The 24,889-nt window shown below is 58.1% G+C and carries 21 protein-coding genes and 2 tRNA genes; 19 read left to right on the top strand and 4 right to left on the bottom strand.

Annotated elements, in window-relative coordinates; genetic code table 11:
- Window positions 1-11: 11 nt before the first annotated feature.
- The 8 genes from iscU (at window position 12) to mgtE (ending at window position 6,502) form a co-directional block, all read left to right on the top strand.
- Window positions 12-398, top strand: coding sequence for a Fe-S cluster assembly scaffold IscU (iscU, locus tag LPB072_RS13195; protein WP_066090561.1), 387 nt, complete (start codon window positions 12-14; stop codon window positions 396-398).
- Window positions 399-519: 121 nt separating this feature from the next.
- Window positions 520-843 carry an iron-sulfur cluster assembly protein IscA gene (gene iscA / locus LPB072_RS13190; RefSeq protein WP_066090558.1) on the top strand — a complete coding sequence of 108 codons (324 nt, stop codon included), beginning with the start codon at window positions 520-522 and terminating at the stop codon, window positions 841-843.
- 103 nt (window positions 844-946) lie between these two features.
- Window positions 947-1,471, top strand: coding sequence for a Fe-S protein assembly co-chaperone HscB (hscB, locus tag LPB072_RS13185; protein WP_066090555.1), 525 nt, complete (start codon window positions 947-949; stop codon window positions 1,469-1,471).
- A 36-nt stretch (window positions 1,472-1,507) separates the two neighbouring features.
- On the top strand, window positions 1,508-3,385 hold the full coding sequence (gene hscA, locus LPB072_RS13180; protein ID WP_066090552.1) for a Fe-S protein assembly chaperone HscA: 1,878 nt from the start codon (window positions 1,508-1,510) through the stop codon (window positions 3,383-3,385).
- 37 nt (window positions 3,386-3,422) lie between these two features.
- Window positions 3,423-3,761, top strand: a complete 339-nt coding sequence (fdx, locus tag LPB072_RS13175) for an ISC system 2Fe-2S type ferredoxin (protein WP_066090549.1) — start codon at window positions 3,423-3,425, stop codon at window positions 3,759-3,761.
- A 7-nt stretch (window positions 3,762-3,768) separates the two neighbouring features.
- Complete coding sequence (dnaQ, locus tag LPB072_RS13170; RefSeq protein WP_066090546.1) at window positions 3,769-4,476, top strand: DNA polymerase III subunit epsilon; 708 nt, start codon at window positions 3,769-3,771, stop codon at window positions 4,474-4,476.
- A 100-nt stretch (window positions 4,477-4,576) separates the two neighbouring features.
- Window positions 4,577-4,651 (top strand) — tRNA-Val (locus tag LPB072_RS13165).
- A 207-nt stretch (window positions 4,652-4,858) separates the two neighbouring features.
- Window positions 4,859-6,502, top strand: coding sequence for a magnesium transporter (gene mgtE, locus LPB072_RS13160; RefSeq protein WP_082876927.1), 1,644 nt, complete (start codon window positions 4,859-4,861; stop codon window positions 6,500-6,502).
- A 78-nt stretch (window positions 6,503-6,580) separates the two neighbouring features.
- Here mgtE and LPB072_RS13155 read toward each other — a convergent pair.
- The 3 genes from LPB072_RS13155 to LPB072_RS13145 form a co-directional block, all read right to left on the bottom strand.
- A tRNA-Ser gene (locus LPB072_RS13155) sits at window positions 6,581-6,670 on the bottom strand.
- A gap of 35 nt (window positions 6,671-6,705) precedes the next feature.
- The gene (locus LPB072_RS13150; protein ID WP_066090543.1) at window positions 6,706-7,623 is read right to left on the bottom strand and encodes an SPFH domain-containing protein; all 918 of its coding nucleotides are present in this window, start codon (window positions 7,621-7,623) and stop codon (window positions 6,706-6,708) included.
- 81 nt (window positions 7,624-7,704) lie between these two features.
- Window positions 7,705-8,130: an NfeD family protein gene (locus LPB072_RS13145; RefSeq protein WP_066090540.1), complete on the bottom strand. Its 426-nt coding sequence runs from the start codon at window positions 8,128-8,130 to the stop codon at window positions 7,705-7,707.
- A gap of 199 nt (window positions 8,131-8,329) precedes the next feature.
- Here LPB072_RS13145 and LPB072_RS13140 point away from each other — a divergent pair, with 199 nt between their 5' ends.
- Together LPB072_RS13140 and LPB072_RS13135 are read left to right on the top strand one after the other, a co-directional pair.
- Window positions 8,330-10,621 (top strand): arginine/lysine/ornithine decarboxylase, encoded by a 2,292-nt coding sequence (locus LPB072_RS13140; RefSeq protein ID WP_066090537.1) that lies wholly within the window; start codon window positions 8,330-8,332, stop codon window positions 10,619-10,621.
- Window positions 10,622-10,738: 117 nt separating this feature from the next.
- Window positions 10,739-10,954: a YdcH family protein gene (locus LPB072_RS13135; RefSeq protein WP_066090534.1), complete on the top strand. Its 216-nt coding sequence runs from the start codon at window positions 10,739-10,741 to the stop codon at window positions 10,952-10,954.
- A 981-nt stretch (window positions 10,955-11,935) separates the two neighbouring features.
- Here the strand turns inward: LPB072_RS13135 and fabI are convergent.
- Window positions 11,936-12,733, bottom strand: a complete 798-nt coding sequence (gene fabI / locus LPB072_RS13120; RefSeq protein WP_066090983.1) for an enoyl-ACP reductase FabI — start codon at window positions 12,731-12,733, stop codon at window positions 11,936-11,938.
- 37 nt (window positions 12,734-12,770) lie between these two features.
- On the opposite strand from fabI, the gene LPB072_RS13115 reads away from it, so the two are divergent.
- From LPB072_RS13115 to infB, 9 genes are all read left to right on the top strand, one after another.
- The gene (locus tag LPB072_RS13115; RefSeq protein ID WP_082876926.1) at window positions 12,771-14,615 is read left to right on the top strand and encodes an extracellular solute-binding protein; all 1,845 of its coding nucleotides are present in this window, start codon (window positions 12,771-12,773) and stop codon (window positions 14,613-14,615) included.
- A 138-nt stretch (window positions 14,616-14,753) separates the two neighbouring features.
- Window positions 14,754-15,779 carry a microcin C ABC transporter permease YejB gene (locus LPB072_RS13110; RefSeq protein WP_066090522.1) on the top strand — a complete coding sequence of 342 codons (1,026 nt, stop codon included), beginning with the start codon at window positions 14,754-14,756 and terminating at the stop codon, window positions 15,777-15,779.
- Between the two features lie 37 nt (window positions 15,780-15,816).
- Window positions 15,817-16,857 (top strand): ABC transporter permease, encoded by a 1,041-nt coding sequence (locus tag LPB072_RS13105; RefSeq protein ID WP_066090519.1) that lies wholly within the window; start codon window positions 15,817-15,819, stop codon window positions 16,855-16,857.
- Complete coding sequence (locus LPB072_RS13100) at window positions 16,854-18,500, top strand: ABC transporter ATP-binding protein (protein WP_066090515.1); 1,647 nt, start codon at window positions 16,854-16,856, stop codon at window positions 18,498-18,500. Before LPB072_RS13105 ends, LPB072_RS13100 begins: the two co-directional genes overlap by 4 nt.
- A 104-nt stretch (window positions 18,501-18,604) precedes the next feature.
- Complete coding sequence (locus LPB072_RS13095) at window positions 18,605-19,405, top strand: DUF2189 domain-containing protein (RefSeq protein ID WP_066090512.1); 801 nt, start codon at window positions 18,605-18,607, stop codon at window positions 19,403-19,405.
- An 18-nt stretch (window positions 19,406-19,423) separates the two neighbouring features.
- A complete protein-coding gene (locus tag LPB072_RS13090) occupies window positions 19,424-19,645 on the top strand; it encodes a DUF2788 domain-containing protein (protein WP_066090509.1) in 222 nt (73 codons plus the stop codon).
- Between the two features lie 171 nt (window positions 19,646-19,816).
- On the top strand, window positions 19,817-20,410 hold the full coding sequence (rimP, locus tag LPB072_RS13085; RefSeq protein ID WP_066090506.1) for a ribosome maturation factor RimP: 594 nt from the start codon (window positions 19,817-19,819) through the stop codon (window positions 20,408-20,410).
- A gap of 78 nt (window positions 20,411-20,488) precedes the next feature.
- A complete protein-coding gene (gene nusA, locus LPB072_RS13080; protein WP_066090980.1) occupies window positions 20,489-21,988 on the top strand; it encodes a transcription termination factor NusA in 1,500 nt (499 codons plus the stop codon).
- A gap of 32 nt (window positions 21,989-22,020) precedes the next feature.
- Complete coding sequence (gene infB / locus LPB072_RS13075; RefSeq protein ID WP_066090503.1) at window positions 22,021-24,870, top strand: translation initiation factor IF-2; 2,850 nt, start codon at window positions 22,021-22,023, stop codon at window positions 24,868-24,870.
- Window positions 24,871-24,889 lie beyond the last annotated feature (19 nt).

Here is a 24,889-nt window from a genome sequence, read left to right as displayed (position 1 = left end):
GGAGAAATACCATGGCTTACTCAGAAAAGGTCGTTGACCACTACGAAAACCCCCGCAATGTGGGCTCTTTTGACAAGGGCGACGAGTCGGTCGGTACCGGCATGGTTGGCGCGCCGGCTTGCGGCGATGTGATGAAGTTGCAGATCAAGGTCAATGCCACAACAGGCGTGATCGAAGATGCGCGTTTTAAGACCTACGGCTGTGGATCTGCTATCGCATCAAGCTCGCTGGTGACCGAATGGGTCAAGGGCAAGACGCTGGACCAGGCCGCAGCGCTGAAAAACAGCGAGATCGCCGAAGAGCTGGCTTTGCCACCGGTGAAAATTCACTGCTCCATCCTGGCGGAAGACGCCATCAAGGCGGCTGTGGACGACTACCGCAAAAAACACACAAGCTGAGGCCCCCTGCGCCGCTTGCGGCGTCACCCCCCCGGGGGGGTGACGCTGGCAGCCCGGCGAAGCCGGCTCTGCGGCGCCCTGTATGAATGCGCAGAGTCGTATCGCGCAAACAAGTATTGATATGTCCATCTCCATCTCCGAAGCGGCCGCAAGGCACGTCACCCGATACATCACCAAGCGTGGCAAGGGCGTGGGTGTTCGCCTGGGCGTGAAGACCACGGGTTGTTCTGGCTTGGCCTACAAGCTGGAGTACGCCGATGAGATCGCACCGGAAGATGTGGTGTTTGAGGACAACGGCGTGAAGGTGTTGGTGGATCCAAAGAGCCTGGCTTACATCGATGGCACCCAGCTCGATTTCGTGCGCGAAGGCCTGAACGAAGGCTTCCGCTTCAACAACCCCAACGAACGTGACCGTTGCGGCTGCGGTGAGAGTTTCCGGATTTGATGCATCCGCTCTTGTGTGGGGCGCGCGCACCGCTGGCATGTTTGCGTGTTGGCGGTGTTTGTTTTTGGGGCGAGCGTGAATCTACACCCGCCAGAAAGTTGTTATGGGTTTAACGCTGCAATCCAGCGATTTTGAGATTTTTGGGCTTGAGCCCCGGTTCGCCACCGATCGCAGTGCCTTGGATGCACGCTGGAAAGAACTTCAACGCGAAGCTCACCCAGACCGTTTTGCCGCCGCCGATGCCGCCAAGCAGCGTCAGGCCATGCAGTGGTCGGTGCGTATCAATGAGGCTTATCAGCGCCTCAAAGACCCGGTGAAGCGCGCGAGCTATCTGTGTGAGTTGAACGGCGCCCCGGTGGACGCCGAGAGCAACACCGCCATGCCTCCAGCTTTCTTGATGCAGCAAATGCAGTGGCGCGAGGACCTGGAAGAGGCAGAAAGTGCAGCCGATCTGGAGCGCATGGCCGACGAAGTCGCCGGTGCGAAGCGCGACATGCTCGAGGGCTTGCGCGTCGCTGCCGATGATCAGGCCGACTTTGCCGCGCTGGCCCAGCAAGTCAGAGCCCTTATGTTTGTTGAGCGCTTTGCCCGCGATGTGGAGCAACGCCTGGACCAACTGGGACAATAGACCCTTTACTCCGAACACCGACACCACTCCGTATTCATGGCGCTTCTTCAAATTTCCGAACCAGGTCAATCTCTTGATCCCCACCAACGCCGCGTGGCCGTGGGCATCGATCTGGGCACGACCCATTCCCTTGTGGCCGCTGTGCGCCATGGGGTGGCCGAATGTTTGCCGGCAGCCGATGGCCGCGTGATCCTGCCCAGCGTGGTGCGTTATCTCGATCCCGCGCATGGCGGCACAGGGCGCCAGATAGGGTTTGAAGCGTTGGCTGCGCAGGTTCAGGATCCAGCCAACACGGTGAGCTCGGTCAAGCGCCTCATGGGCCGTACGCGTGCCCAGGTGGTGGACGCGGACAAGCTGCCCTACAACGTGGTCGATGAGAACGGCATGGCCGTGGTTGAGACCGTGGCGGGGCGCAAGACGCCCATGGAAGTCAGCGCCGAGCTGCTGGCCACGCTGCGCTTTCGCGCCGAAGACAGTTTTGACGACGAGTTGTTTGGCGCGGTGATCACCGTGCCCGCCTATTTTGACGATGCGCAGCGCCAGGCCACCAAAGATGCCGCGCAGCTTGCGGGCATCAACGTGTTGCGCCTGATCAACGAGCCCACCGCGGCGGCCATCGCATACGGGTTGGACAACGGTTCGGAGGGCATCTATGCCATTTACGATCTGGGTGGCGGGACGTTCGATATTTCCATCCTGCGCCTGACCCAGGGTGTGTTCGAAGTCATGGCCACGGGCGGTGACTCGGCATTGGGTGGCGACGATTACGACCAAGCCATGGCTGCTTGGGTGTTGGCGCAGCAGGGCATCACAGTTGAAATGACCGCCAGCGAACGCGCTGCCTGGCATGCCGAGGCGCGCCGTTGTAAAGAGGTGCTGTCGGGCGACGCTGACGCCGTTGAGTTCGCTGCCTCCGTCGGTGAAAAATCGGTTCAACAGACCGTTTCTTCGCAGGACTTTGAAGCCTGCACGGCCGCGCTCACCGCACGCACCGTATCGGCCGTGCGCAAGGTCTTGCGCGACGCCGGGCTGGGTAAAGACGAGGTGCAAGGTGTGGTGATGGTCGGTGGTTCCACCCGCATGCCGGTGATCCGCACTGCTGTCGGCGCGTTCTTTGAACAGGACTTGCTGACCAACCTCAACCCCGATGAAGTGGTGGCGCTGGGCGCCTCCATTCAAGCCAATGCCCTGGCTGGAAACAGCCGCGATGGCGAAGAGCTGTTGTTGCTCGATGTGATCCCTTTGTCGCTGGGTATTGAGACCATGGGCGGACTGGTTGAGCGCATCGTGCCGCGCAACAGCGCCATTCCCACCGCGCTGGCCCAGGATTTCACCACCTACCAGGATGGGCAAACTGCGCTGGCGTTGCACGTGGTGCAGGGCGAGCGCGACCTGGTGGCCGATTGCCGCAGCCTGGCGCGTTTCACGCTGCGTGGCATTCCGCCTATGGCTGCGGGCGCAGCGCGCATCCGCGTGTCTTTCACAGTCGATGCCGATGGTCTGTTGTCGGTTGAGGCCAGGGAGCAGGGCAGTGGGGTGGAGGCGCGCATCGACGTGAAGCCTTCCTATGGCCTGTCAGACGAGCAAATTGCCGAGATGCTGCAAAGCAGTTTCGCTACGGCCCAGCAGGACATGCAAGCCCGCGCTTTGGTGGAAGCCCGTGTGGATGCAGATCGCATGGTCGCAGCCACACGCAGTGCGCTGGCGGCCGATGGGGGTTTGTTGTCGGCCACCGAGCGGGCCGAAATCGACACTTTGATCGCTGCGTTGTCGCATCAAATGCAAAGCGATGATGCTGCCGCAATCGAAGCGGCGACCCAATCATTGGCCAAAGGCACTGAAGCCTTTGCCGCCCAGCGCATGAACCAAGGCATTCAGCAGGCACTGTCGGGCAAAAAGCTCGAAGAAGTCTGAGCCCAAGGTCGCGAACGTTTCAAGAGATACTTTTCCCATGCCCACGATCAAGATACTCCCCCATCCAGAATACGCCCCCGAAGGTAAATCCGTGAGCGCGCCTGCTGGTACCTCCATTTGCGAAGCGCTGCTGGACAATGGCGTCAACATTGAGCACGCTTGCGACATGGTGTGTGCCTGCACCACTTGTCACGTGATCGTGCGCGAAGGCATGCAGAGCCTCAACGAAATCGAGGAGGGCGAAGAAGACATGCTCGACCGTGCCTGGGGCCTGGAGCCGAACTCGCGTTTGTCTTGCCAGGCCATCCTGGCGCAGCAAGATGTGACGATCGAGATTCCGAAGTATTCGATCAACCACGCCAAAGAAGGCCATTGATTTCGCCATGCGTCAAGTCGTACTAGATACAGAGACCACCGGTCTCTCTGCCGAAAGCGGAGACCGCATCATTGAGATTGGCTGCGTTGAGTTGCTCAACCGCAAGCTCACCGGCAACAACCTGCATTTTTATGTCAACCCGGAGCGCGATAGCCACGAAGACGCTCTCAAGGTCCATGGCATCAGCAGTGATTTCCTCCGCGATAAACCCAAGTTCGCCGGGATTGCCGATGAGCTGCTGGACTATTTGCAAGGTGCCGAACTCATCATTCACAACGCGCCTTTCGACATCAGTTTCCTGAACAAGGAGCTGAGCCTGTTGGGGCGCCCGCCACTCAAAGGCCTGGTGTCGAATGTGATCGACAGCCTTGTCATGGCCAAGGAAATGTTCCCAGGCAAGCGCAATGGCCTGGACGCCTTGTGTGATCGGCTGGAGGTGGACAACTCCGGGCGCACCCTGCACGGGGCGTTGCTCGATGCTGAGCTGCTCGCCGACGTCTACATCAATATGACGCGCGGACAAGACGCACTGTTGATCGAGACATCCGACAGCAGCGCAGAAGGCGTTCAAGTCGACTTGGTCGACCTGCGCCAGTTCGACTTGCCCATTCTTCGAGCCAACGAAGTCGAATCAACTGCCCACGGTGTGGCCCTGGAAGATCTGGACAAGGCGAGCAAAGGCAAGACTTTGTGGCGCCAGGCAACCGCAGCCTGATTTGCTAACGAGACAGGGCGAATTTTTTCAACGGGGCGAAAATGTCACCTGAAACAACGCTATAATTTGAGGCTTCCGATAGATCGGACCCAGATCAATCGGGCGGTTAGCTCAGTGGTAGAGCACTGCCTTCACACGGCAGGGGTCGCAGGTTCGAACCCTGCACCGCCCACCAGGCCAAAAAACCCCGTAAGTCAATGATTTACGGGGTTTTTTCATGGTCGCCAGCACTTGTGGCAAGCTCTTTGTCTGCGATGTATACCTTTCCAAATCACCCACTGCCCACATTGACCGCCAAGGCGGGCATTGTCGTTTCGGGTGTTTGGCTGTTTGCGGCGTCTCCGGGCGGCACTCCAGAGAACGTGGCCAGGAGAGGGCCGTGATGGAGGAAAACACCTATTCTCGCGCTGTCACCGACAGCGAGCACATCATTGAAGCGCTGGCCGAAGGCAAAAACAAGCGGGTGCGCAAGTTGCTATCGAAGCTTCATCCGGCCAAGATTGCGGCGCTGATCGAGCGACTTGATGAAGAGCGCCGAGCCGCCCTTTGGCAGCAAGTGGACGTCGGGCTTGAGGAGCGCATCCTGCCCCACCTGCGCGCTGAGCCCCGCAACCAGTTGCGTGAGCTTGATCAAGAGGATGTGGCGCCCGTTGCCTTGCTGGATGACGCTGCGTTGCAGGCCACAAAGCATGGTGAGCAAGGGCACTTGCAGGCTATTCGAGAAGCGCTGGGAGAAGGGCGCCTCAAACGGGTTGGCAAGCTGCTGCACCGCACCCATCCCGCCAAGGTGGCGGGTCTGCTCGAGGCACTGCCGCCCAATGAACGCCGCGCAGTCTGGAGCATGGTCGATACCGAGCGTGCGGGCCGGGTGCTGACTTTTTTGCATGAAGAGATTTGTGCCGCATTGGCCCAGGAACTCGACCCTGACGATCTGGCCGCCTCGGTTCAATATCTGGAACTGGATGATCTGGTCGATTTGATCCAGGTGTTGCCGGGTGAGATTGGCGCACGGCTGTTGGCCGCCACGGGCGGGCGTCGACGGCAGCAGCTTGAAACCCTGCTGTCATACCCTGAAGATTCGGCTGGCGGCTTGATGAACGCCGATCCGATCGAGGTACGACCCGATGTGCGCGTGGGGACCGTCATGCGGTATCTGCGTTTGCTTGATGAATTGCCGCCCCAGACCGATATGCTGATGGTGGTGGGCCGGGATGGCTGTTACCAGGGCGGGCTTCGCTTGAGTACCCTGGTCACGGCCGACACCGATGAACGCGTGTCTGATTTGATGCAGGTCGAGGTGGCGGGTATTCCCGTTGACATGCCTGCGGCCGAGGTGGCTCAGCTTTTTGATGATCTGGACCTGCTGTCGGCTCCCGTGGTGGACGCTGATTTGCACTTGGTGGGCCGCATTACGGTGGACGATGTGGTCGATCGAATACGCGAAGACGCCGACCGTTCGGTGATGCAGATGGCCGGTCTGAATCAGGATGCTGACACCTTTGGACCCATTCTGGCCGGCTCGCGCAGTCGAGCCGTGTGGCTGGGTATCAACCTGGTTACTGCGCTGCTCGCAGCAGCGGTCATCAGCCGTTTTGAAGCCACCTTGCAGCAACTGGTGGCCTTGGCGGTACTTATGCCCATCGTGGCCAGCATGGGCGGTATCGCAGGCAGCCAGACGCTGACGCTGGTGATCCGGGGTCTGGCACTGGGCCAAATCCAGAAGGGCAATATGCGCTTGCTCTTCACCCGCGAGATGGGCATTTCCGTCATCAACGGCTTGCTTTGGGCGATCGTGATTGGTTTGCTGGTGTTCGCATGGTTTGACAGTGCCATGCTGGGCGGCATCATTGGCGCGGCTATTCTTGTCAACCTGTTGTGTGCCGCCGCCGCTGGATTAACCATACCGCTCTTGCTGCACCGCCTGGGCATTGATCCCGCGCTGGCTGGAGGCGTGATCCTCACCACGGTGACCGATGTGATGGGTTTCTTTGCGTTCCTGGGCCTGGCCACACTCTGGCTGAGTTGACCTATTGCCTCCTATGGGCAGGGGGGGCCTGATTTGGGCAAAAAAAGGCGACCCGAAGGTCGCATTTTTTAGGTTTCGTGGCGGAGCAGGCGGGATTCGAACCCGCGGTGGGGATAAACCCACACACGCTTTCCAGGCGTGCGACTTAAACCACTCATCCACCGCTCCGCGAAGCCTCACATTGTAGCAGGCAGAGATGCGCTTTAGCCAGCTGATTTGGACACACCCACCATTTTCATGGCCGAAGCGATCAGGCTGGAGACTTCCGTCATGTTGCCTGGAACGATCAGCGTGGTGCTGGACTTGTCTGCTACCCGGGCGTAGGCATCGACGGCCCGCTCGGCGACCTTGAGTTGCACAGCCTGTTCCCCGCCCGGTTGGCGAATGGCGGTGGCGATGCGCTCGATGGCTTGCGCCGTGGCGTCTGCCACAGCAGTAATGGCTGCAGCCTCACCTTGTGCTTCATTGATTGCCGCCTGCTTTTCGCCTTCAGAGCGGGCAATAAAGGCTTCGCGTTCACCGGTGGCGATATTGATTTGCTCTTGGCGGCGACCTTCCGATGCCGCAATCAGGGCGCGCTTTTCGCGCTCTGCCGTGATTTGAGCCTGCATCGCATGCAAGATCTCTTTCGGCGGCGTCAAGTCCTTGATTTCATAGCGCAAAACCTTCACACCCCAATTCAACGCCGCCTCGTCAATGGCTTGAACAACTTGTGCGTTGATGATGTCCCGCTCTTCGAAGGTTTTGTCCAGTTCGAGTTTGCCGATCACCGAGCGCAATGAAGTCTGCGCCAGCTGAGTTACGGCCATGATGTAGTTCGACGAGCCGTAGCTCGCGCGCATCGGGTCGGTCACCTGGAAATACAAGATGCCGTCCACCTGAAGTTGGGTGTTGTCGCGCGTGATACATATCTGGCTTGGCACATCCAGAGGGATTTCCTTCAGGCTGTGTTTGTAGGCAACCTTGTCGACAAAAGGCACCAGAAAGTTCAGGCCCGGTTTGAGTGTGGCGTTGAATTTGCCCAGTCGTTCAACAACCCAGGCGTTTTGTTGGGGAACGACCTTGATGGAGCGGGTCACGAAGATGACAAAGATGACAAAGATGGCAACGGCGACTTCCATGCTGTGCGGCTTTCTATAGTTGATTGGTCAGGGTGACAGAGTACGGGAGTGTGACAGCAGATCGGATGGCGGCCAAAGACCTTAAACCTTGTCGACCAGCAAGCGGTTGCCTATAAGTTCGGCTACCCGGTGCTGGCCTGGTCCAGGTGTGACGCCTGGGCGGTGTATGGCGTCCCATTTTGCGCCCCGGTAGTGCACCTGAGCGGTGCCGTCGGCGAGCCATTGTTCGATTTGCACGATCTCGCCTACATCCAGGCGCACGTCGTTCATCGAATCAGCTGTCTGGGTTTTGGCTTGCCGCTTTTTCTTGAGGTGCCAAACCACGACGGCTGCGGAGCCCACCGTGGCGCCCAGCAACAATTGACCAGTCACACCCAAGCCTGCGTGGGCTGCCAGCGCGGCGGCGGCCAAGCCGATGGTGAGCATGAGCAGGTAAAAAGTACCTGTGAAAAGCTCCAGGGCGACCATCGCCCCCGCGAGCAGCCACCAAAACGTTGCGTTTGACATAAATTCTCCATAGGGGTCAGACACCTTCAAGACTGTCTGTACCTAGCCACATTCTGCGGCAAAAGACGCAGCCCGCGAAAGCGCTGGCTGCTGTATTCCGTACACTTGCCGCCTAATTGGGCCGCGACATCTAAGCTGTCTTTGGCGTTCTGTCATGCTGTGTGTTCCCTTAGCGCTGTGTATCCCGTAGGAGAGTCAAATGAAATTTCGTTTCCCCATCGTCATCATCGATGAAGATTTTCGCTCCGAAAACTCTTCGGGCCTGGGCATTCGTGCCATGGCGCAGGCCATTGAGAGCGAAGGCTTCGAAGTGGTCGGGGTGACGAGTTATGGCGATCTGTCTCAGTTTGCTCAACAGCAATCGCGCGCCAGCGCGTTCATCTTGTCGATTGACGATGAAGAGTTCAGCACCGGGCCTGACATCGACCCTGTGGTGTTGAACCTGCGCAACTTTATCGAAGAGGTGCGCCGCAAGAATTCTGATGTGCCCATCTATGTCTACGGTGAAACGAAAACCAGTCGCCATTTGCCCAACGACATCCTTCGTGAGCTGCATGGTTTCATTCACATGTTTGAAGACACCCCCGAATTTGTGGCTCGCCACATCATTCGCGAGGCCAAGAGCTACCTCGAAGGCATTCAGCCGCCATTTTTTAAGGCTTTGCTGGATTACGCGGAGGACGGTTCCTACTCCTGGCATTGCCCCGGCCACTCTGGCGGCGTGGCGTTTCTGAAGAGCCCGATCGGTCAGATGTACCACCAGTTTTATGGTGAGAACATGTTGCGTGCCGACGTGTGCAACGCCGTGGAAGAGCTTGGCCAGTTGCTGGACCACAACGGTGCCATTGGTGCATCGGAGCGCAATGCGGCGCGCATATTCAACGCCGATCATTGTTTCTTCGTGACCAACGGCACCAGCACCAGCAACAAGATGGTCTGGCACCACACGGTGGCACCAGGCGATGTGGTGGTGGTGGACCGCAATTGCCACAAATCCATCCTGCACAGCATCATCATGACGGGAGCCATTCCCGTTTTCTTGAAGCCGACCCGCAACCACTACGGCATCATCGGTCCGATTCCGCAAAGCGAATTTGAAATCGATTCCATCAAGGCCAAAATTCGAGCCAATCCGCTTTTGACGGGCGTGGACGCTGACACGGTCAAGCCGCGCATCATGACGCTCACGCAGTCCACCTACGACGGTGTGCTCTACAACACCGAGACCATCAAGGGCTTGCTCGACGGCTACATTGAAAACCTGCACTTTGACGAAGCGTGGCTGCCCCATGCAGCGTTCCATCCGTTTTATGGCAACTTCCATTCCATGGGAAAAAAGCGTGCACGACCGAAAAAATCGGTGACTTACGCAACCCAGTCGATCCACAAGCTCCTGGCGGGTATCAGCCAGGCCAGCCATGTGTTGGTGCAGGATTCGCAAGACACCAAACTGGATCGCCACCTGTTCAACGAGGCCTATCTGATGCATACCAGCACCAGCCCTCAGTACAGCATCATCGCCAGCTGCGATGTGGCCGCAGCCATGATGGAGCCGCCCAGCGGCACTGCCCTGGTGGAAGAGAGCATTGCCGAGGCGCTGGATTTCCGTCGCGCCATGCGAAAAATTGACGACGAGTTTGGTGCCGATGACTGGTGGTTCCAAGTGTGGGGCCCTGAAGATCTGGTGGAAGAGGGTATTGGCCGCTCGAAAGACTGGGTTCTCAAGAAAACCGATGCCGACGGCGTGCAGCCTTCGGACGGCGAAGACTCTTGGCACGGATTTGGTGACATGGCCCCGGGCTTCAACATGCTCGATCCGATCAAAGCCACCATCGTGACGCCAGGCCTGAATCTGGACGGTCGCTTTGAAGAGAGCGGAATTCCCGCTTCGATCGTGACCAAGTACCTGGCCGAGCATGGTGTGGTGGTTGAGAAAACCGGCCTGTACAGTTTCTTCATCTTGTTCACCATCGGCATCACCAAGGGCCGCTGGAACACACTGTTGACTGCGTTGCAGCAATTCAAGGACGACTACGCCAAGAACCAGCCCATGTGGCGCTCCATGCCAGACTTTTGCGCCAAACATGCGCGCTATGAGCAGATGGGCTTGCGCGATCTGTGCCAGCATGTGCACGCGATGTACGCGAAGTACGACGTGGCCATTTTGTCCACCGATATGTACTTGAGCGATCACACACCAGCCATGAAGCCCAGCGATGCGTTTTCACACATTGCGCACCGAACCACGCAACGGGTACCCATTGATGACCTGGAAGGGCGCATCACCACCAGCCTTGTGACGCCTTATCCGCCCGGTATTCCATTGCTGATCCCCGGTGAGGTTTTCAACAGAAAAATTGTTGACTACTTGAAGTTCAACCGAGCATTTGCACGCGAGTGCCCAGGCTTTGAAACCGATATTCACGGACTGGTGCAGGAAGCCAATGAGGATGGCGTGCTCTGCTACTACGCCGACTGTGTGGGCGTGTGATCTGACGAGGATCAATGCCCGGACCGGAAGGGTCGTTAAGATGGTGGCAAGCCGTTGGCCGGTATCCTGCTGACGGGCTTTGAAACTGTCCGATGTTCCATCTCAAGGAGGTTGCCGATGTTTCCTGAATTCCGCGATTTGATCACCAAGCTCAAAGGGCACGATGCCCATTTCACGCGCCTGTTCGATAAACACAATGCGCTGGATCAGCACATCAAGAACAAGGAAGCGCACATAGAACCCAGCACCCAGATCGAAATCGAGCAGCTGAAGAAAGAGAAGCTGGCTTTGAAAGACGAGATATACCAAGTGCTGCTGAAAGCCAGTGCCTGATTCGGCCTCAATTAGCCCCCCCCCCCCCAGCCTCGCGGCCAGCGGCGCTGGGGGTTTTGCTTTGTGGGCACCCGTTTGGCACCGCATCACTTCGCTCGCGCAAGAATGAGACAAAGCGTGGCAGGCCGTTTTCGTGGTTGCCGCGGTAGCGGTAAGGTAACTTTGGTGCCCAGCGGCGGTGGCGAGTGTCACAAGGCATCGCTCAGTCACTGCCGACTCTGCAAATATGGCCTTCAGGTGTTTTCACCAGCAAAGAGCCGAGCAATCCTTTGTACCGTCCCTTGCCAGGTTGGTGGCTGATGACCTCCGGTTGGGCGTCGTCAAACAGTTTGAGCTTCAACAGGTCATTGTTTCGAAAGCCCTGGTAGAGAGATGCGGCCCGGTGCAGCACCTGGTCTTCGCCACCTTCTTGAACACTGTTTTCTGACGATTGTCGCGGTGCTTCGTGGGTCTGGATCGCCGTTGTTCGACAGCCTCCACCCATGGCTGTGCTACGCGGGCAAGCGCTTCACGAAGGGCTGGCATGCATTGGCCAAAGTGACCTTCGCGTGAGGGCAAATCAAACACCGTGTATCGCATCTCGCGCCATGCGCCGTCATTGCAAGTTGCTGTTCGAACCGTGGACACCGCGAACTCAAAGCGCCCGCGTCCGGCCCAGAGCTCACCGACCTGGTGATGCCTGGCCACCTGTTGGTCAACCAGGCGGGTGCCTGTACCGGGTTGCCACCGCCGGTGACCAGGCGCTCGCCATCCCGGTAGCCCCGAACGCCATCGCATGTTTCGCTCACCCGGTAGGTGTTCAAGCCATTAGCTGCACGGTGCAGGTCGGCGAGCATCGGCACTGGCGCGCCACCATTGCCCGCCCGGGCACCCGAAGCAAGGCAGGCCAACACAGCGGAAACAAGCGCCCGTCGGCCCTATTGAATGAGGGGCTCGAGATTGTTCAGCTCGCTCGGGTTCTTTGCCCCGGCGTGTACCACCTCAGTGTCTTTGTTGACTGTCTGAGCTGATGCCGGCGGTTTGGCTGAATCCACCGTCTACGTAGGTGATTTCCGCCGTCACCCCGGAGGCCAGGTCCGACAACAGGAATGCGGCCACGTTGCCGACCTCTTCAATCGTCACATTGCGCCGAATGGGGGAAGCGCTTGCAACAACGGTCAGCAACTTTGTGAAGTCTTTGATGCCGGTGGCTGCGAGCGTTTTGATCGGACCGGCGCTGATGCCGTTGACCCGCATGCCTTTGCTTCCCAGCGCTTCCGCCAGATACCGCACCGAAGCTTCCAGACTGGCTTTTGCCAAGCCCATGGTGTTGTAGTGGGGAAGGGCGCGCAACGCGCCGAGATAGCTCAACGTCAACAAGGCCGATTTGTCATTCAGATAGGGCAGGGCCATTTTGGCCATGGCCGGAAAACTGTAGGCGCTGATGTCGTGGGCAATATGAAAAGCCTCACGCGAAAGGCCATCGAGCAAGTCGCCAGTAATGGCTTCGCGCGGTGCAAAGCCGATGGCATGAACGAAGCCATCAAAGGTTGGCCAAGCCTTGGACAGATCGCGGAACATTTTTCCGATCTGCTCGTCACTGGCCACGTCACAATCAAAGAACAGTTCGGAGTCGAATTCCGCAGCAAATTCGGTGATTCGCTGCTTGAAACGCTCGCCTACGTAGCTGAAGGCCAGTTCAGCGCCCTGCGCGTGACAGGCTTTGGCGATGCCGTAGGCAATCGAGCGGTTGGACAAGACGCCCGTGATCAACAGCTTTTTGCCGACAAGAAAACCCATGTTCTGCTCCCCTTGGAAAATCCAGCAGAATTGTCGCATGGGCACTACTTCTGTTTTTTCTTGCGCATGGGCGCGGCGCGCGCTGATTTGGGCGGCCATGGCTTTGCCGATGGGCAGCGCTTGGGCCGCCCATGGCTACGGAATCTGGGGGGAGCTGAAGTACCCCGATGGCTTTCAGCAGTTTGACTATGTTGACCCTGCGGCGCCTAAAGGGGGCGAGCTTCGAATGGTTAGCAATTTGCGCCTCTCTACCTTTGATAAATACAACCCGTTCACCCTGCGAGGTAGTTATCCGGCCTTCATATCTTCTTTGATGTTTGAAAGCTTGCTGACCGGATCGCTGGATGAAAACGGGACCGGCTATGGCCTGTTGGCCGAGGATGTGAGCGTGGCGCCGGACCGCCTGAGCGCCACGTTCCGTTTGCGGCGAGAGGCACGCTTCAACGATGGCAGCCCGGTGCTGGCCGCTGATGTGAAGCACAGCTATGACACGCTGATTGGCCCTCATGTGAACCCTGGCTACAAGACCATTCTTGTGGATGTGGCCGGGCTCGACGTGATCGATGAACGGACGGTTCGCTATCGATTCAAGAAACCCAACCGCGAACTGCCACTGACCGTGGGTGGCTTGCCGGTTTTCAGTCGAGCCTGGGGCAATCAGGTGGATCCAAAGACGGGCCAACGCAAGACTTTTGACGAGGTGGTGGTGGATGCTCCGATTGCCAGCGGGCCTTACATCATTGGCCCTGTGAAGTTCGGGCGCGATATCACCTATGTGCGCGACGCCAACTACTGGGCCAAAGACTTGCCGGCGCGCAAAGGCCAGTTCAACTTTGACCGCATCACGGTCAAAATATACAAAGACAACACCGCCAAGCTGGAGGCGCTCAAGGCAGGAGAGTTTGATTTCATGCGCATTTTTTCAGCCGGCGACTGGGCGCGCCGCATCACCGGCAAGCGCTTTGATACAGGCGAGTTGAAGAAAGAAGAGCTGAAGCACCGTCTTCCGACCGGCTTTCAAAGCTATGTGCTCAACACACGCAAGCCACTGTTGCAAGACGTGCATGTTCGCCAGGCCTTGGGCCTGGCCCTCGATTACGAGTGGATGAACCGCCAGATGTTTTATGGCGGATACCAGCGGGTGCAAGGTTTGTTTGGCAGCACCGATTGCGCTGCCAGTGGTTTGCCGAGCGAGGCGGAACTGGCGCTGCTCAAGCCTTGGGAAAAATCGCTGCCCACTGCGGTGTTCGGCCCTATGGCCGTGGCGCCCCGAACCGACGGCGACAGCTCGCTGCGTGGCAATTTGAAACAGGCGCAGGCCATTTTGAAGGCCGCAGGGTGGAGCGTGCGCGATGGTGTGCTCACCAATGCCGAGGGCACACCTTTTGAGCTGGAATACCTCGCGAGCGATGAAGGGGGGGTGCGGAGCACCATGCCCTGGGTGCGGAATCTGGAAAAACTGGGTGTGAAGATGACCGTGCGCGTGGTGGACTTTGCGCTCTACCAGGAAAAGCTGCGCACCTTCGACTTTGATGTGATCACCCTGGCCTTCGGGGGCACCCACACGCCTGGTGCTGAATACGCCGAACTGTTTGGCAGTGAGGCCGCAAAGACACCCGACTCTGGGAACTACTTTGGCGTGGCCAACGCGGCGATAGATGACGTGCTCAAGAAGTTGGCTCAGGCCGATACACGGCCAGACTTTCTCACGGCGTGTCGCGCTCTGGAGAGGGTGGTGGCGCACAGCCATTTGATGGTGCCCCAGTGGTCGGGCAACAGCCACCGCATCGTCTTTAACCAGAGGCGGCTGGGCTACAAGTCGCCGATGCCTGTGTTTGCAGAGGGAGAAGACTGGGTGTTGTCCTCCTGGTGGACCAAATGAGCATGCTTACCCGCCGCGCAGCGCTCGATCCCTTCAAGGGGGCGAACTTGTCGGCCCGGCAGGGGCGGTTTCGCGGCATCCCGGGTTTGATGCCCGTTGCCCCAGATAGAGGCCGCTGACTTCGGCTACAAACGACCTATGTTTGCCTACATCCTCAAACGCCTGCTGCTCATGATTCCGACTTTGTTCGGCGTCTTGTTGTTGACGTTCGTGGTCATTCAGTTTGTGCCCGGCGGACCAGTGGAGCAGTACATGGCCGAGGCGCGCACTGCTGCGGGCCCCGGAGCCGAGGGGGGCTCGGTGTACCGCGCTGCGCAGGGCGTCGATCCCAAACGGCTGGAGGAGATCAAGGCTCTATATGGCTTTGACAAGCCACCCACCGAGCGTTTTGTGCAAATGCTGGGCCGGTTCGTGCGCTTTGACCTCGGCGAGAGCTTTTTTCAAAACAAGTCGGTGAGCGCTCTGGTTTGGGAGAAGCTGCCGGTGTCGATCAGCCTGGGACTTTGGACCTTTTTCATCAGCTATCTGGTCGCCGTGCCGCTGGGCGTGGCCAAAGCGGTACGGGCAGGTTCAAGATTCGATTTTTTGACCACGCTGGTGGTGCTTGTGGGCTACGCAATTCCAGGCTTCGTGCTGGGCCTTGTGTTGCTGGTGTTCTTTGGTGGTCAGCTGCAGTGGTTCCCTTTGCGCGGCCTCACGTCGTCGAATTGGGAGGAGCTCAGCTGGGCTTCCCGCATCGTGGACTACCTGTGGCATATCACCTTGCCTGTCACGGCGATGGTGCTTGGTAGTTTCGCGGTCACCGCGATGCTGACAAAAAATGCTTTCCTGGAAGAGATTCGCAAGCAATACGTGATGACTGCCCGGGCCAAGGGACTGACGGAGCGGCAGGTGTTGTGGAAACACGTGTTTCGCAATGCCTTGATCCCCATCGTGACCGGTTTCCCGGCGGCCTTCATCGGTGCATTTTTCACCGGCTCGCTGTTGATCGAGACCCTGTTTTCTCTGGATGGCCTGGGTCTGCTCAGCTATGAGAGTGTGATCCGCCGCGACTACCCCGTGGTCTTGGGCACGCTGTTTCTCTTTACCCTGATTGGGTTGGTGACCAAACTGATCTCTGATCTCTGCTACGTGTGGGTTGATCCGCGCGTGAAATTCGATTGAATATGAACCAGCCCCATTGTTTGTTGGACCATGCCCCATGAAGGCGATGGTGGTTTCTCGCAGTCCCACCGGACGCGCCTGGCAACGCTTCAAGCGCAACCGCCTGGGCTACTGGAGCCTGATCGCCTTCGTGACGCTGGTGGTGATCAGCCTGTTTGCCGAGGTGATATCCAATGACCGACCATTGGTTGTGCGGTATGAGGGTGAGACCTATTTCCCGATGGTGCGGGACTATCCCGAGACAGTGTTTGGTGGCGATTTTGATACCGCAGCAGACTACCTTGATCCCTTCATTCAAGAGCGGCTGTCCACGAACGGCAATTGGGCGCTGTACACGTTCAATACCTATGGCCCCAAGACGGTGAACTACTTCGCCAAGTCGCCCAACCCGGCAGGTCCGACGTTGGAGAACTGGCTCGGCACGGATGCCCAAGGGCGAGACCTTCTGGCTCAGTTGCTCTACGGCTTTCGAGTGAGTGTGTTGTTTGCGCTGGCGCTCACAGCGGTCGGCACGTTGATAGGCGTGCTCACGGGAGCGATTCAAGGTTTTTTTGGTGGCAAGCTGGATCTGGCCTTTCAGCGCTTCATTGAAATCTGGGGATCGATGCCCGAGCTGTATTTGCTGATCATTTTCGCCGCCATTTTTTCGCCCAGCCTTCCATTGCTGCTGGTCTTGCTCAGCCTGTTTGGCTGGATGGGACTGTCGGACTATGTGCGCGCCGAATTTTTGCGCAACCGACAGCTGGATTACGTGCGCGCCGCGCGTGCGCTGGGCTTGTCCAATGGCCAAATCATCTGGCGCCATGTTTTGCCGAACAGCCTGACCCCCGTGGTCACTTTTTTGCCGTTTCGCATGAGTGGCGCCATCTTGGCGCTGACTTCTCTCGATTTTCTGGGCCTGGGCGTGCCGCCTGGTACACCATCGCTGGGCGAATTGCTCAGCCAGGGAAAGAACAACATCGATGCCTGGTGGATTTCTTTGTTCACCTTTCTTGTCCTGGTTACCACCTTGCTGCTTTTGACGTTCATGGGTGATGCGCTGCGCGACGCGCTGGATCCGCGAAAGGCCGATCAATGAGCGCCGAACAAACCGGTCATTCGCGAGACGGCGTTCTGCTGGATGTGAAAAACCTGCGCGTGGGGTTTGGCGGTCGGGACGTAGTGCATGGTATCGATTTCCATATTGCTCCGGGCGAAAAGCTGGCCTTGGTGGGTGAGTCGGGCTCGGGAAAAACCGTGTCGGCATTGTCACTTTTGCGGCTGGTGCACAACGCGCAAATCAGTGGCACGGCGCATCTGAATGGGCGAGATCTGCTCAGCTTGAACGAGCAAGCGTTGCGCAGTGTGCGCGGCGATGACGTGGCCATCATTTTTCAAGAGCCCATGACGGCGCTCAACCCGCTGTACAGCGTGGGCCATCAAATTGCTGAAGTGTTGCAGCTCAAGAAAGGGTTCACAGGCAAACAGGCCTCGGCCGGTGTGGTGGAGTTGTTGGCGTCCACCGGCATACCGGAGCCAGCCCGACGAGCAGGCGCTTTCCCTCACCAACTCAGTGGAGGTCAACGCCAGCGCGCGATGATTGCCATGGCCCTGGCCAGTGCACCCAAACTATTGTTGGCAGACGAACCGACCACGGCACTCGACGTGAGTCTGCGCGGGCAAATACTGGATTTGCTGAGCGAGCTGCAGCGACAACACGGCATGGCGGTGTTGCTGATTACCCATGATTTGAATCTTGTGAGCCGGTTTGCCGATCGCGTGGCAGTGATGGAGCAAGGTCGCCTTGTGGAACAGGGCGGTGTGCGCTCTGTATTTGAGGCGCCGACCCATGCCTATACGCAGCGGTTACTGGCCAGTCGACCTTTGCGTGATGTGGTGGAAGATCCTGTTGAACCCGGTTCCATGCCTTGTTTGCGCATGCGCGGGCTGCGGGTCAGCTATCCAGTTCAGTTGCCAGGCATACGGGGCTGGTTCAAAAAAGGCGCGTTCGTCGCGGTCAGCGGTGCGAATCTGGAAATTGCACCAGGGCGAACATTGGGGGTGGTTGGGGAGTCAGGCTCGGGCAAATCCACGCTGGCCCTGGCTGCGCTGGGCTTGTTGCCATATGAAGGAGAGCTTCAAGTGGAAGGCACCGATTGGCACCAAGCACAGCTACAAGGCAAGAGCAAAGCCCTGCGCCGACGCATTCAAGTGGTCTTTCAGGATCCGTTTTCGTCACTCTCGCCCCGCCTCACTGTGGAGCAGATCGTGGGGGAGGGGCTCACGGTGCATGCGCCCCAGCTTTCGCCCGCTGAGCGGCGCGAGAAGGTGGTTTTGATGTTGGCCGAGGTGGGCCTGGTGCCCGATCCCATGCAAGCCGGTGATTGGCTCCAGCGCTACCCCCATGAGTTTTCAGGCGGCCAGCGACAGCGCCTGGCCATAGCCCGTGCCCTGATTGTTGAGCCGCAACTGCTGGTTTTGGACGAACCCACCAGTGCATTGGATGTCACGGTGCAACAACAGGTTTTGAGCTTGTTGCAGCGGTTGCAACGCGAGCGTGGGCTGAGCTACTTGTTGATTACCCATGACGTGGATGTGATCCGTGCCATGGCCCATGACATGGTGGTGATGAAGGAGGGGGAAGTGGCCGAGAGCGGGGCATGTCTGGGCTTGCTCAGTCAGCCCTCCCATCCCTATACGCGTGATCTGGTCCGCGCTGCAGGACAAAGCGGCCTGGTGTAATGTCGGGTTGATATTTATCAAGCGATTGAAAAGGCGAGGCGCATATAACCAATGGCTTCGCGCCAGTTGTTTGGTTGTCTGCCAATTTGCCGCGAAATTTCTTTATGCCTCCCTCCTCGACCACCCCGCCACACGACGCCGCTGCAGTACCCCGCGCGGTGGATTGGCTTTCGCCTTTGCACTGGCTGGCCTTGGGTTGGGCTGATTTGCGCCGGAATCCGGTACCTGGCCTGATTCATGGCGTTTTGCTGGCAGCCTTTGGGGCTTTGCTGCTCTGGGCCGCCAGAGACAGATTCTGGTTGCTGGCTGGTGCCTTTTCCGGCTTCCTGATTGTTGCGCCGATTCTGGCAACGGGTTTGTACCGTGTCAGCCGGGCCTGCAGCACGGGCCGCTGCGTCGGCATGCGGGAGGTTGTGAGCCTTTGGCGGTCTGGAGACCGCCGTCTGGTTGTTTTTGGCTTGCTGCTGGGGTTGGCTGGCACTGGTTGGGTCTTGACCTCCGCAGGGTTGATCACCTTGTGGTCGACGGTGCCGATTGCCAAGCCGGTCGATTTCCTTCGGCACGTGGTGTTGGTGCGCGAATTGGGTCTGTTTGAGGTGTGGTTGCTGTTGGGCGCCTTGTTGGCCGCGCCGGTATTTGCTTCCTCGGTGGTGGCATTGCCCATGTTGGTCGACACCACCGTACCTGTCAGCATGGCGGTGATGACAAGCTGGCGCGCTGTCGCCGACCATCCGATTCCCATGACCCTTTGGGCCGTGACCATCGCTGTGTTGATGGGCTTGGGTATGGCCACAGCATTGCTGGGGCTGATTGTGTTGATCCCCTTGATCGCCCATGCCAGCTGGCACGCTTACTGCGATTTGACCGTACGCCCAACTTCTTCAGTCTTGCCAGAAATGGCTTGAGCACGCCTCCGAAACCCCATGGAAGTCACTCTTTTCGGCTACACCGAAGGTCAGATCGCTCAGTTTGGTCTGACCTTCGGTGTGGGTGCTTTCATTCTTTACATGATGTTTATCGTGCTCAATCTGGCCCTGGAGTCCAAGGCTGGCAAGTTCGGCACCTTTATTCTCTTTTTGGTGCTGTCTTTGGGTATGCTGGGTTTTGTGGCAAAAAGCGTGATTCAGTGGGTACTGGGTATTTAGCGTGTGCATTGGCCCGGATATTGCAAAGAGACTAAGAAGCGGGCTATAATGCTGGCTTCACGACCAAATGGGCGGGTTACTACCGGCCCATTTTTTTTGGCTGGTCGTTTTTGAGGTTTATGACAATCCGGTCTTGGATCTGAGTCAAATACAAGGCAAACACCGCACAAGATGAGCTGGCAAGAGATCGTTACCCAAACAGTCACCGGACTGGGTTTTGACCTGGTTGATCTGGAGCGCTCGGCTGGTGGTTTGTTGCGGGTGACGATCGATTTGCCTTGGCTGCCCCCGGTAGAGGGTCAGGTTGAGCAACCAGCTCAGTTCATCACCGTCGAAGACTGCGAGAAGGTGACGCGGCAGCTGCACTACCTGCTTGAAGTGGAGGGTTTGGCCTATCGGCGCCTTGAGGTGGGCTCCCCCGGCATTGATCGTCCTTTGCGTCATGAGTTGGATTACATGCGGTTTGAAGGTCAGATTGTTGATCTCACGTTGAAAGAGGCTATTGGCGCTACCGAGTCGGGTGTGGCGGCGAGTCGCAAAAAATTTCGAGGCTCGCTTGAGCGGGCTGAAGATGGGGTTTCCTGGCAGTTGGTCTGGAGCGATGCGCCAGAGGTCAAGCCGGGTGCCAGGATAAGCAAAAAGCGCGCTCTGCCGCCGGTGCAGGCGCTGAATTTCGAGCTGTCTGATGTGCAGCAGGCGCGATTGGCGCCAATTGTGAATTTCAAGGGGCGCCAGACCGCAGCACCCGGTAAGTTGGCCGAGTGAGGTGGTTGTTGGTGGCGAACGTTATGCAAAAACTGTTTTTGACTCTGAATCAGAGCAATGGAAAGGTGGGCGAGTGAAATGAACCGCGAAATGTTGATGTTGATCGATGCCATCTCGCGCGAGAAGAACGTGGAGCGAGATCTGGTGCTGGGCGCCGTCGAGCTGGCGTTGGCCTCTGCCACCAAGAAACTCTACAAAGGTGAAGTGGACATCCGCGTCGCCATGGATCCCGATACCGGTGCGTACGAGACCTTTCGTCGCTGGCTGGTTGTGCCTGATTCGGCTGGACTGCAAAACCCGGATGCCGAGGAGTTGCTCACCGATGCGCGTGACGAACTCGCGGATATCGAAGAGGGCGATTACATTGAAAAGCCGGTCGAGAGCGTGCCTATTGGCCGTATCGGTGCCATGGCTGCCAAACAGGTTATCTTGCAGAAAATCCGTGATGCCGAGCGCGAGATGCTGCTCAACGACTTCATGTCGCGCGGCGACAAGGTGTTCGTTGGCACGGTCAAACGCATGGACAAGGGCGATTTGATTGTCGAAAGTGGTCGCGTCGAGGGTCGACTGCGCCGCAGTGAGACGATTCCGAAAGAGAACTTCCGCACTGGTGATCGCGTTCGAGCGATGATCATGGAAGTCGATCTGACGCTGCGCGGTGCACCCATTTTGCTGTCGCGTTCTGCGCCAGAGTTCATGATTGAACTTTTCCGGCAGGAAGTGCCCGAGATCGAGCAGGGTTTGCTGGAGATCAAAACCTGTGCCCGTGATGCGGGTTCACGCGCCAAAATTGCCGTCCATACCCACGACAAGCGCATTGATCCGATAGGCACCTGCGTGGGTGTGCGGGGTTCTCGGGTCAACGGCGTGACCAATGAGCTGGCTGGCGAGCGCGTTGACATTGTTCTGTGGAGCGAAGATCCGGCCCAGTTCGTGATTGGTGCCCTGGCCCCGGCCAATGTGGTATCGATCGTGGTGGACGAAGAGCGCCATGCCATGGATGTGGTGGTGGATGAAGAAAATCTGGCCATTGCGATTGGCCGTGGCGGCCAGAATGTGCGTCTGGCGTCAGAGTTGACCGGATGGCGCATCAACATCATGACTGCCGACGAGTCCGCGCAAAAGCAGGCCGAAGAGTCAGATGGGATTCGCAAGATCTTCATGGCCAAGCTGGATGTGGATCAAGAAATTGCAGACATCCTGATTGAAGAAGGTTTCACAAGCCTCGAAGAGGTGGCCTACGTGCCGCTGCAGGAGATGCTTGAAATCGAGTCGTTCGATGAAGATACCGTGAACGAATTGCGCACCCGCGCCAAGGACGCCTTGTTGACGATGGAAATCGCACACGAAGAGTCGGTGGAGTCGGTATCGCAAGATTTGCGAGACCTTGAGGGCATGACGCCTGAATTGATTGGCAAGCTGGCAGAAGCTGGCGTGCACACCCGCGACGACCTGGCCGATTTGGCCACCGATGAATTGACCGAGATCACTGGCCAGACGCCTGAAGAGGCCACTGCATTGATCATGACAGCGCGCGCGCATTGGTTTGCCAATGACGACGCCCAGGCCTCTAGCTGAATCAGCGGAGGCCCACGCGGAGAAAAGAACCCATGACAAGTACCACCGTTGCCGAATTGGCTGCCGAGCTGAATAAGCCCACCTCAACCCTGCTGGAGCAACTCTCAGCAGCCGGGGTGAATAAAACCGTCGGGACCGATGCGGTCACCGAATCCGACAAGCAAAAGCTGTTGGGTCACCTCAAGGCCAGCCATGGCACGGCTGGTGGAGAGCGCAAGAAAATCACATTGGTGAAGAAATCCACCAGCGAGATCAAGCAAGCCGATGCAACCGGACGCGCTCGCACGATCCAGGTGGAGGTGCGCAAAAAGCGCACCTTCATCAAGCGCGATGATGAAGTCGCCGCCGCACCTGAACCCGTTGACGAGCCGAAAGCCCCGGCCGCTCCAGCTGTTGACTCTGCTGAGTTGGCCCGTCGTGAAGAAGATGCGCGACGCCAGGCCGAACTGATTCGTCGTCAGGAAGAAGAGCTGGCTCAAAAACGCAAGGACCGTGAGGCCGAAGAGGCGCGTGTCGCCAAGGCTGAGGAAGCCCGCCAGGCAGCTCAGGCTGCTGCTGAGGCTGAGAAAGTCAAAACCGCTGAGGTGGCCGAAGGGCCTGTTGATGCCGAGGGATCCGCTGCGGCGCGAATTGCCGAGCATGAAAAAGCCAAGATTGCTGCTTTGGAACGCGAATCGGCTGCACGTGCACTAGCGGAGCAGAAGGCCGAAACCAAGGCAGCCGATGATCTGCGCGCGAATGAGCTGGAGGACCGCCGCCGCAAAGCAGAGGCCGAGGCTGCAAACATTCGCGCCATGATGGCCGCTCCTGCCAAGACGCTGGTCGCCAAGAAGCCAGAGCCTGATCCTAAGTCGATCAAGGGCACGCTGCACAAACCTGCAGGCACGCCTGGAACGCGCGTCGCGGGTGCGGGTGCTGGTGCCAAGAAAGAGATCAAGTCGGAGAATCTGTCGTCGACATGGAAAGACGATGCAGCCAAGCGCAAAGAGATCAAGACCCGTGGCGACACTGGCCCTGGCCGCTCCAATTGGCGCGGTGGTCCTCGCGGTGGTGGTGCAGGCCGCCGCGGCGGCCGCGATTCGCGCAACGACAGCCAGAGCACGTTTGTCGCACCGACCGAATTCAAGGTCATCGAAGTGCATGTGCCTGAAACCATCACCGTGGGTGAGCTTGCCCACAAGATGAGCTTGAAGTCTTCCGAAGTGATCAAGCAGTTGATGAAGCTGGGTCAAATGGTGACCATCAACCAACCGCTCGATCAAGACACGGCCATGATCGTGGTGGAAGAACTGGGCCACACGGCTGTGGTTGCCGCGCTTGACGATCCGGAAGCTTTCACCGAGGACGAAGCCACGCTAACAACCGCTGAGTTGTTGCCGCGCGCCCCTGTGGTAACGGTGATGGGTCACGTTGACCACGGAAAAACCTCTTTGCTCGACTACATCCGTCGGGCCAAAGTGGCCGCAGGCGAGGCGGGCGGGATTACCCAGCACATCGGTGCGTACCACGTACAAACCGAACGCGGCATGGTGTCTTTCCTCGATACCCCGGGTCACGAGGCGTTCACCGCCATGCGTGCCCGTGGTGCGAAGGCCACCGATATCGTGATTTTGGTGTGTGCAGCAGATGATGGCGTCATGCCCCAAACCAAAGAGGCCATCAAGCACGCGAAAGCGGCTGGTGTCCCCATGGTGGTTGCGCTGACCAAGATTGACAAGCCCGGGGTGAATCTGGAAAAGGTTCGCGGCGAGCTGGTGTCCGAGGAAGTCATTCCAGAGGACTTTGGTGGTGACGTTCCATTTGTGGGCGTGTCTGCTAAAACGGGTGAAGGTATTGACTCCTTGCTTGAGCAGGTATTGCTGCAAGCCGAGCAACTGGAGCTCAAGGCGCCCGTTGACGCCATGGCTAAAGGTCTTGTTATCGAGGCCCGCCTCGATAAAGGCCGCGGCGCTGTGGCCACGGTGCTGGTTCAGAGCGGTACGCTCAAAACCGGCGATGTGGTACTGGTGGGTCAAACCTCTGGCCGCGTACGCGCCATGCTCGACGAAGATGGCAGGTCCATCAAGGAAGCTGGTCCATCCATTCCGGTTGAGATCCAGGGTCTGTCTGAAGTACCGCAGGCTGGTGACGATTTCATGGTGATGACCGACGAGCGCCGTGCTCGGGAAATCGCTACTTACCGCGCTGGCAAATTCCGCAACACCAAGTTGGCCAAGCAACAGGCGGCAAAATTGGAAAACATGTTTTCCGACTTGTCCGCTGGCGAAGTCAAGGTGTTGCCAATCATCATCAAGGCCGACGTGCAGGGTTCGCAAGAGGCCTTGGGCCAGTCCCTGCTCAAGCTCTCCACCGAGGAGGTCAAGATGCAAATCGTGTTCTCCGGCGTGGGTGGCATCAGCGAGAGCGATGTCAACCTGGCCATTGCTTCCAAAGCTGTGGTGATCGGTTTCAACGTGCGCGCCGATGTGGGCGCACGCAAGCTGGCCGAAGGTAACGACATCGATTTGCGCTACTACAACATCATCTACGACGCGGTGGATGAGTTGAAAGCAGCCATGTCGGGTATGTTGGCTCCGGAAAAACGGGAAGAAGTTATTGGTCAGGCCGAGATTCGCACCGTGTTTGTGGCCTCCAAGATCGGTACGGTCGCAGGTTGTATGGTTACTTCCGGTCAGGTTACACGCAGTGCACACTTCCGTTTGTTGCGCGAAAACGTGGTGATCTACACCGGCGAGATCGACACCCTGAAGCGTTTGAAAGACGATGTGCGAGAAGTCAAAGAAGGCTTCGAGTGCGGTATCAAGCTCAAGAACTACAACGACATCAAAGAGGGTGATCAGCTCGAGTTCTTTGAAGTCAAGGAAGTGGCCCGTTCGCTGTAAAGCGGCGAGTTGTCGACAC

The organism is Hydrogenophaga crassostreae (assembly GCF_001761385.1).
Lineage (GTDB): Bacteria > Pseudomonadota > Gammaproteobacteria > Burkholderiales > Burkholderiaceae_C > Hydrogenophaga > Hydrogenophaga crassostreae.
This window is presented reverse-complemented; position numbering and strand designations above follow the sequence as displayed.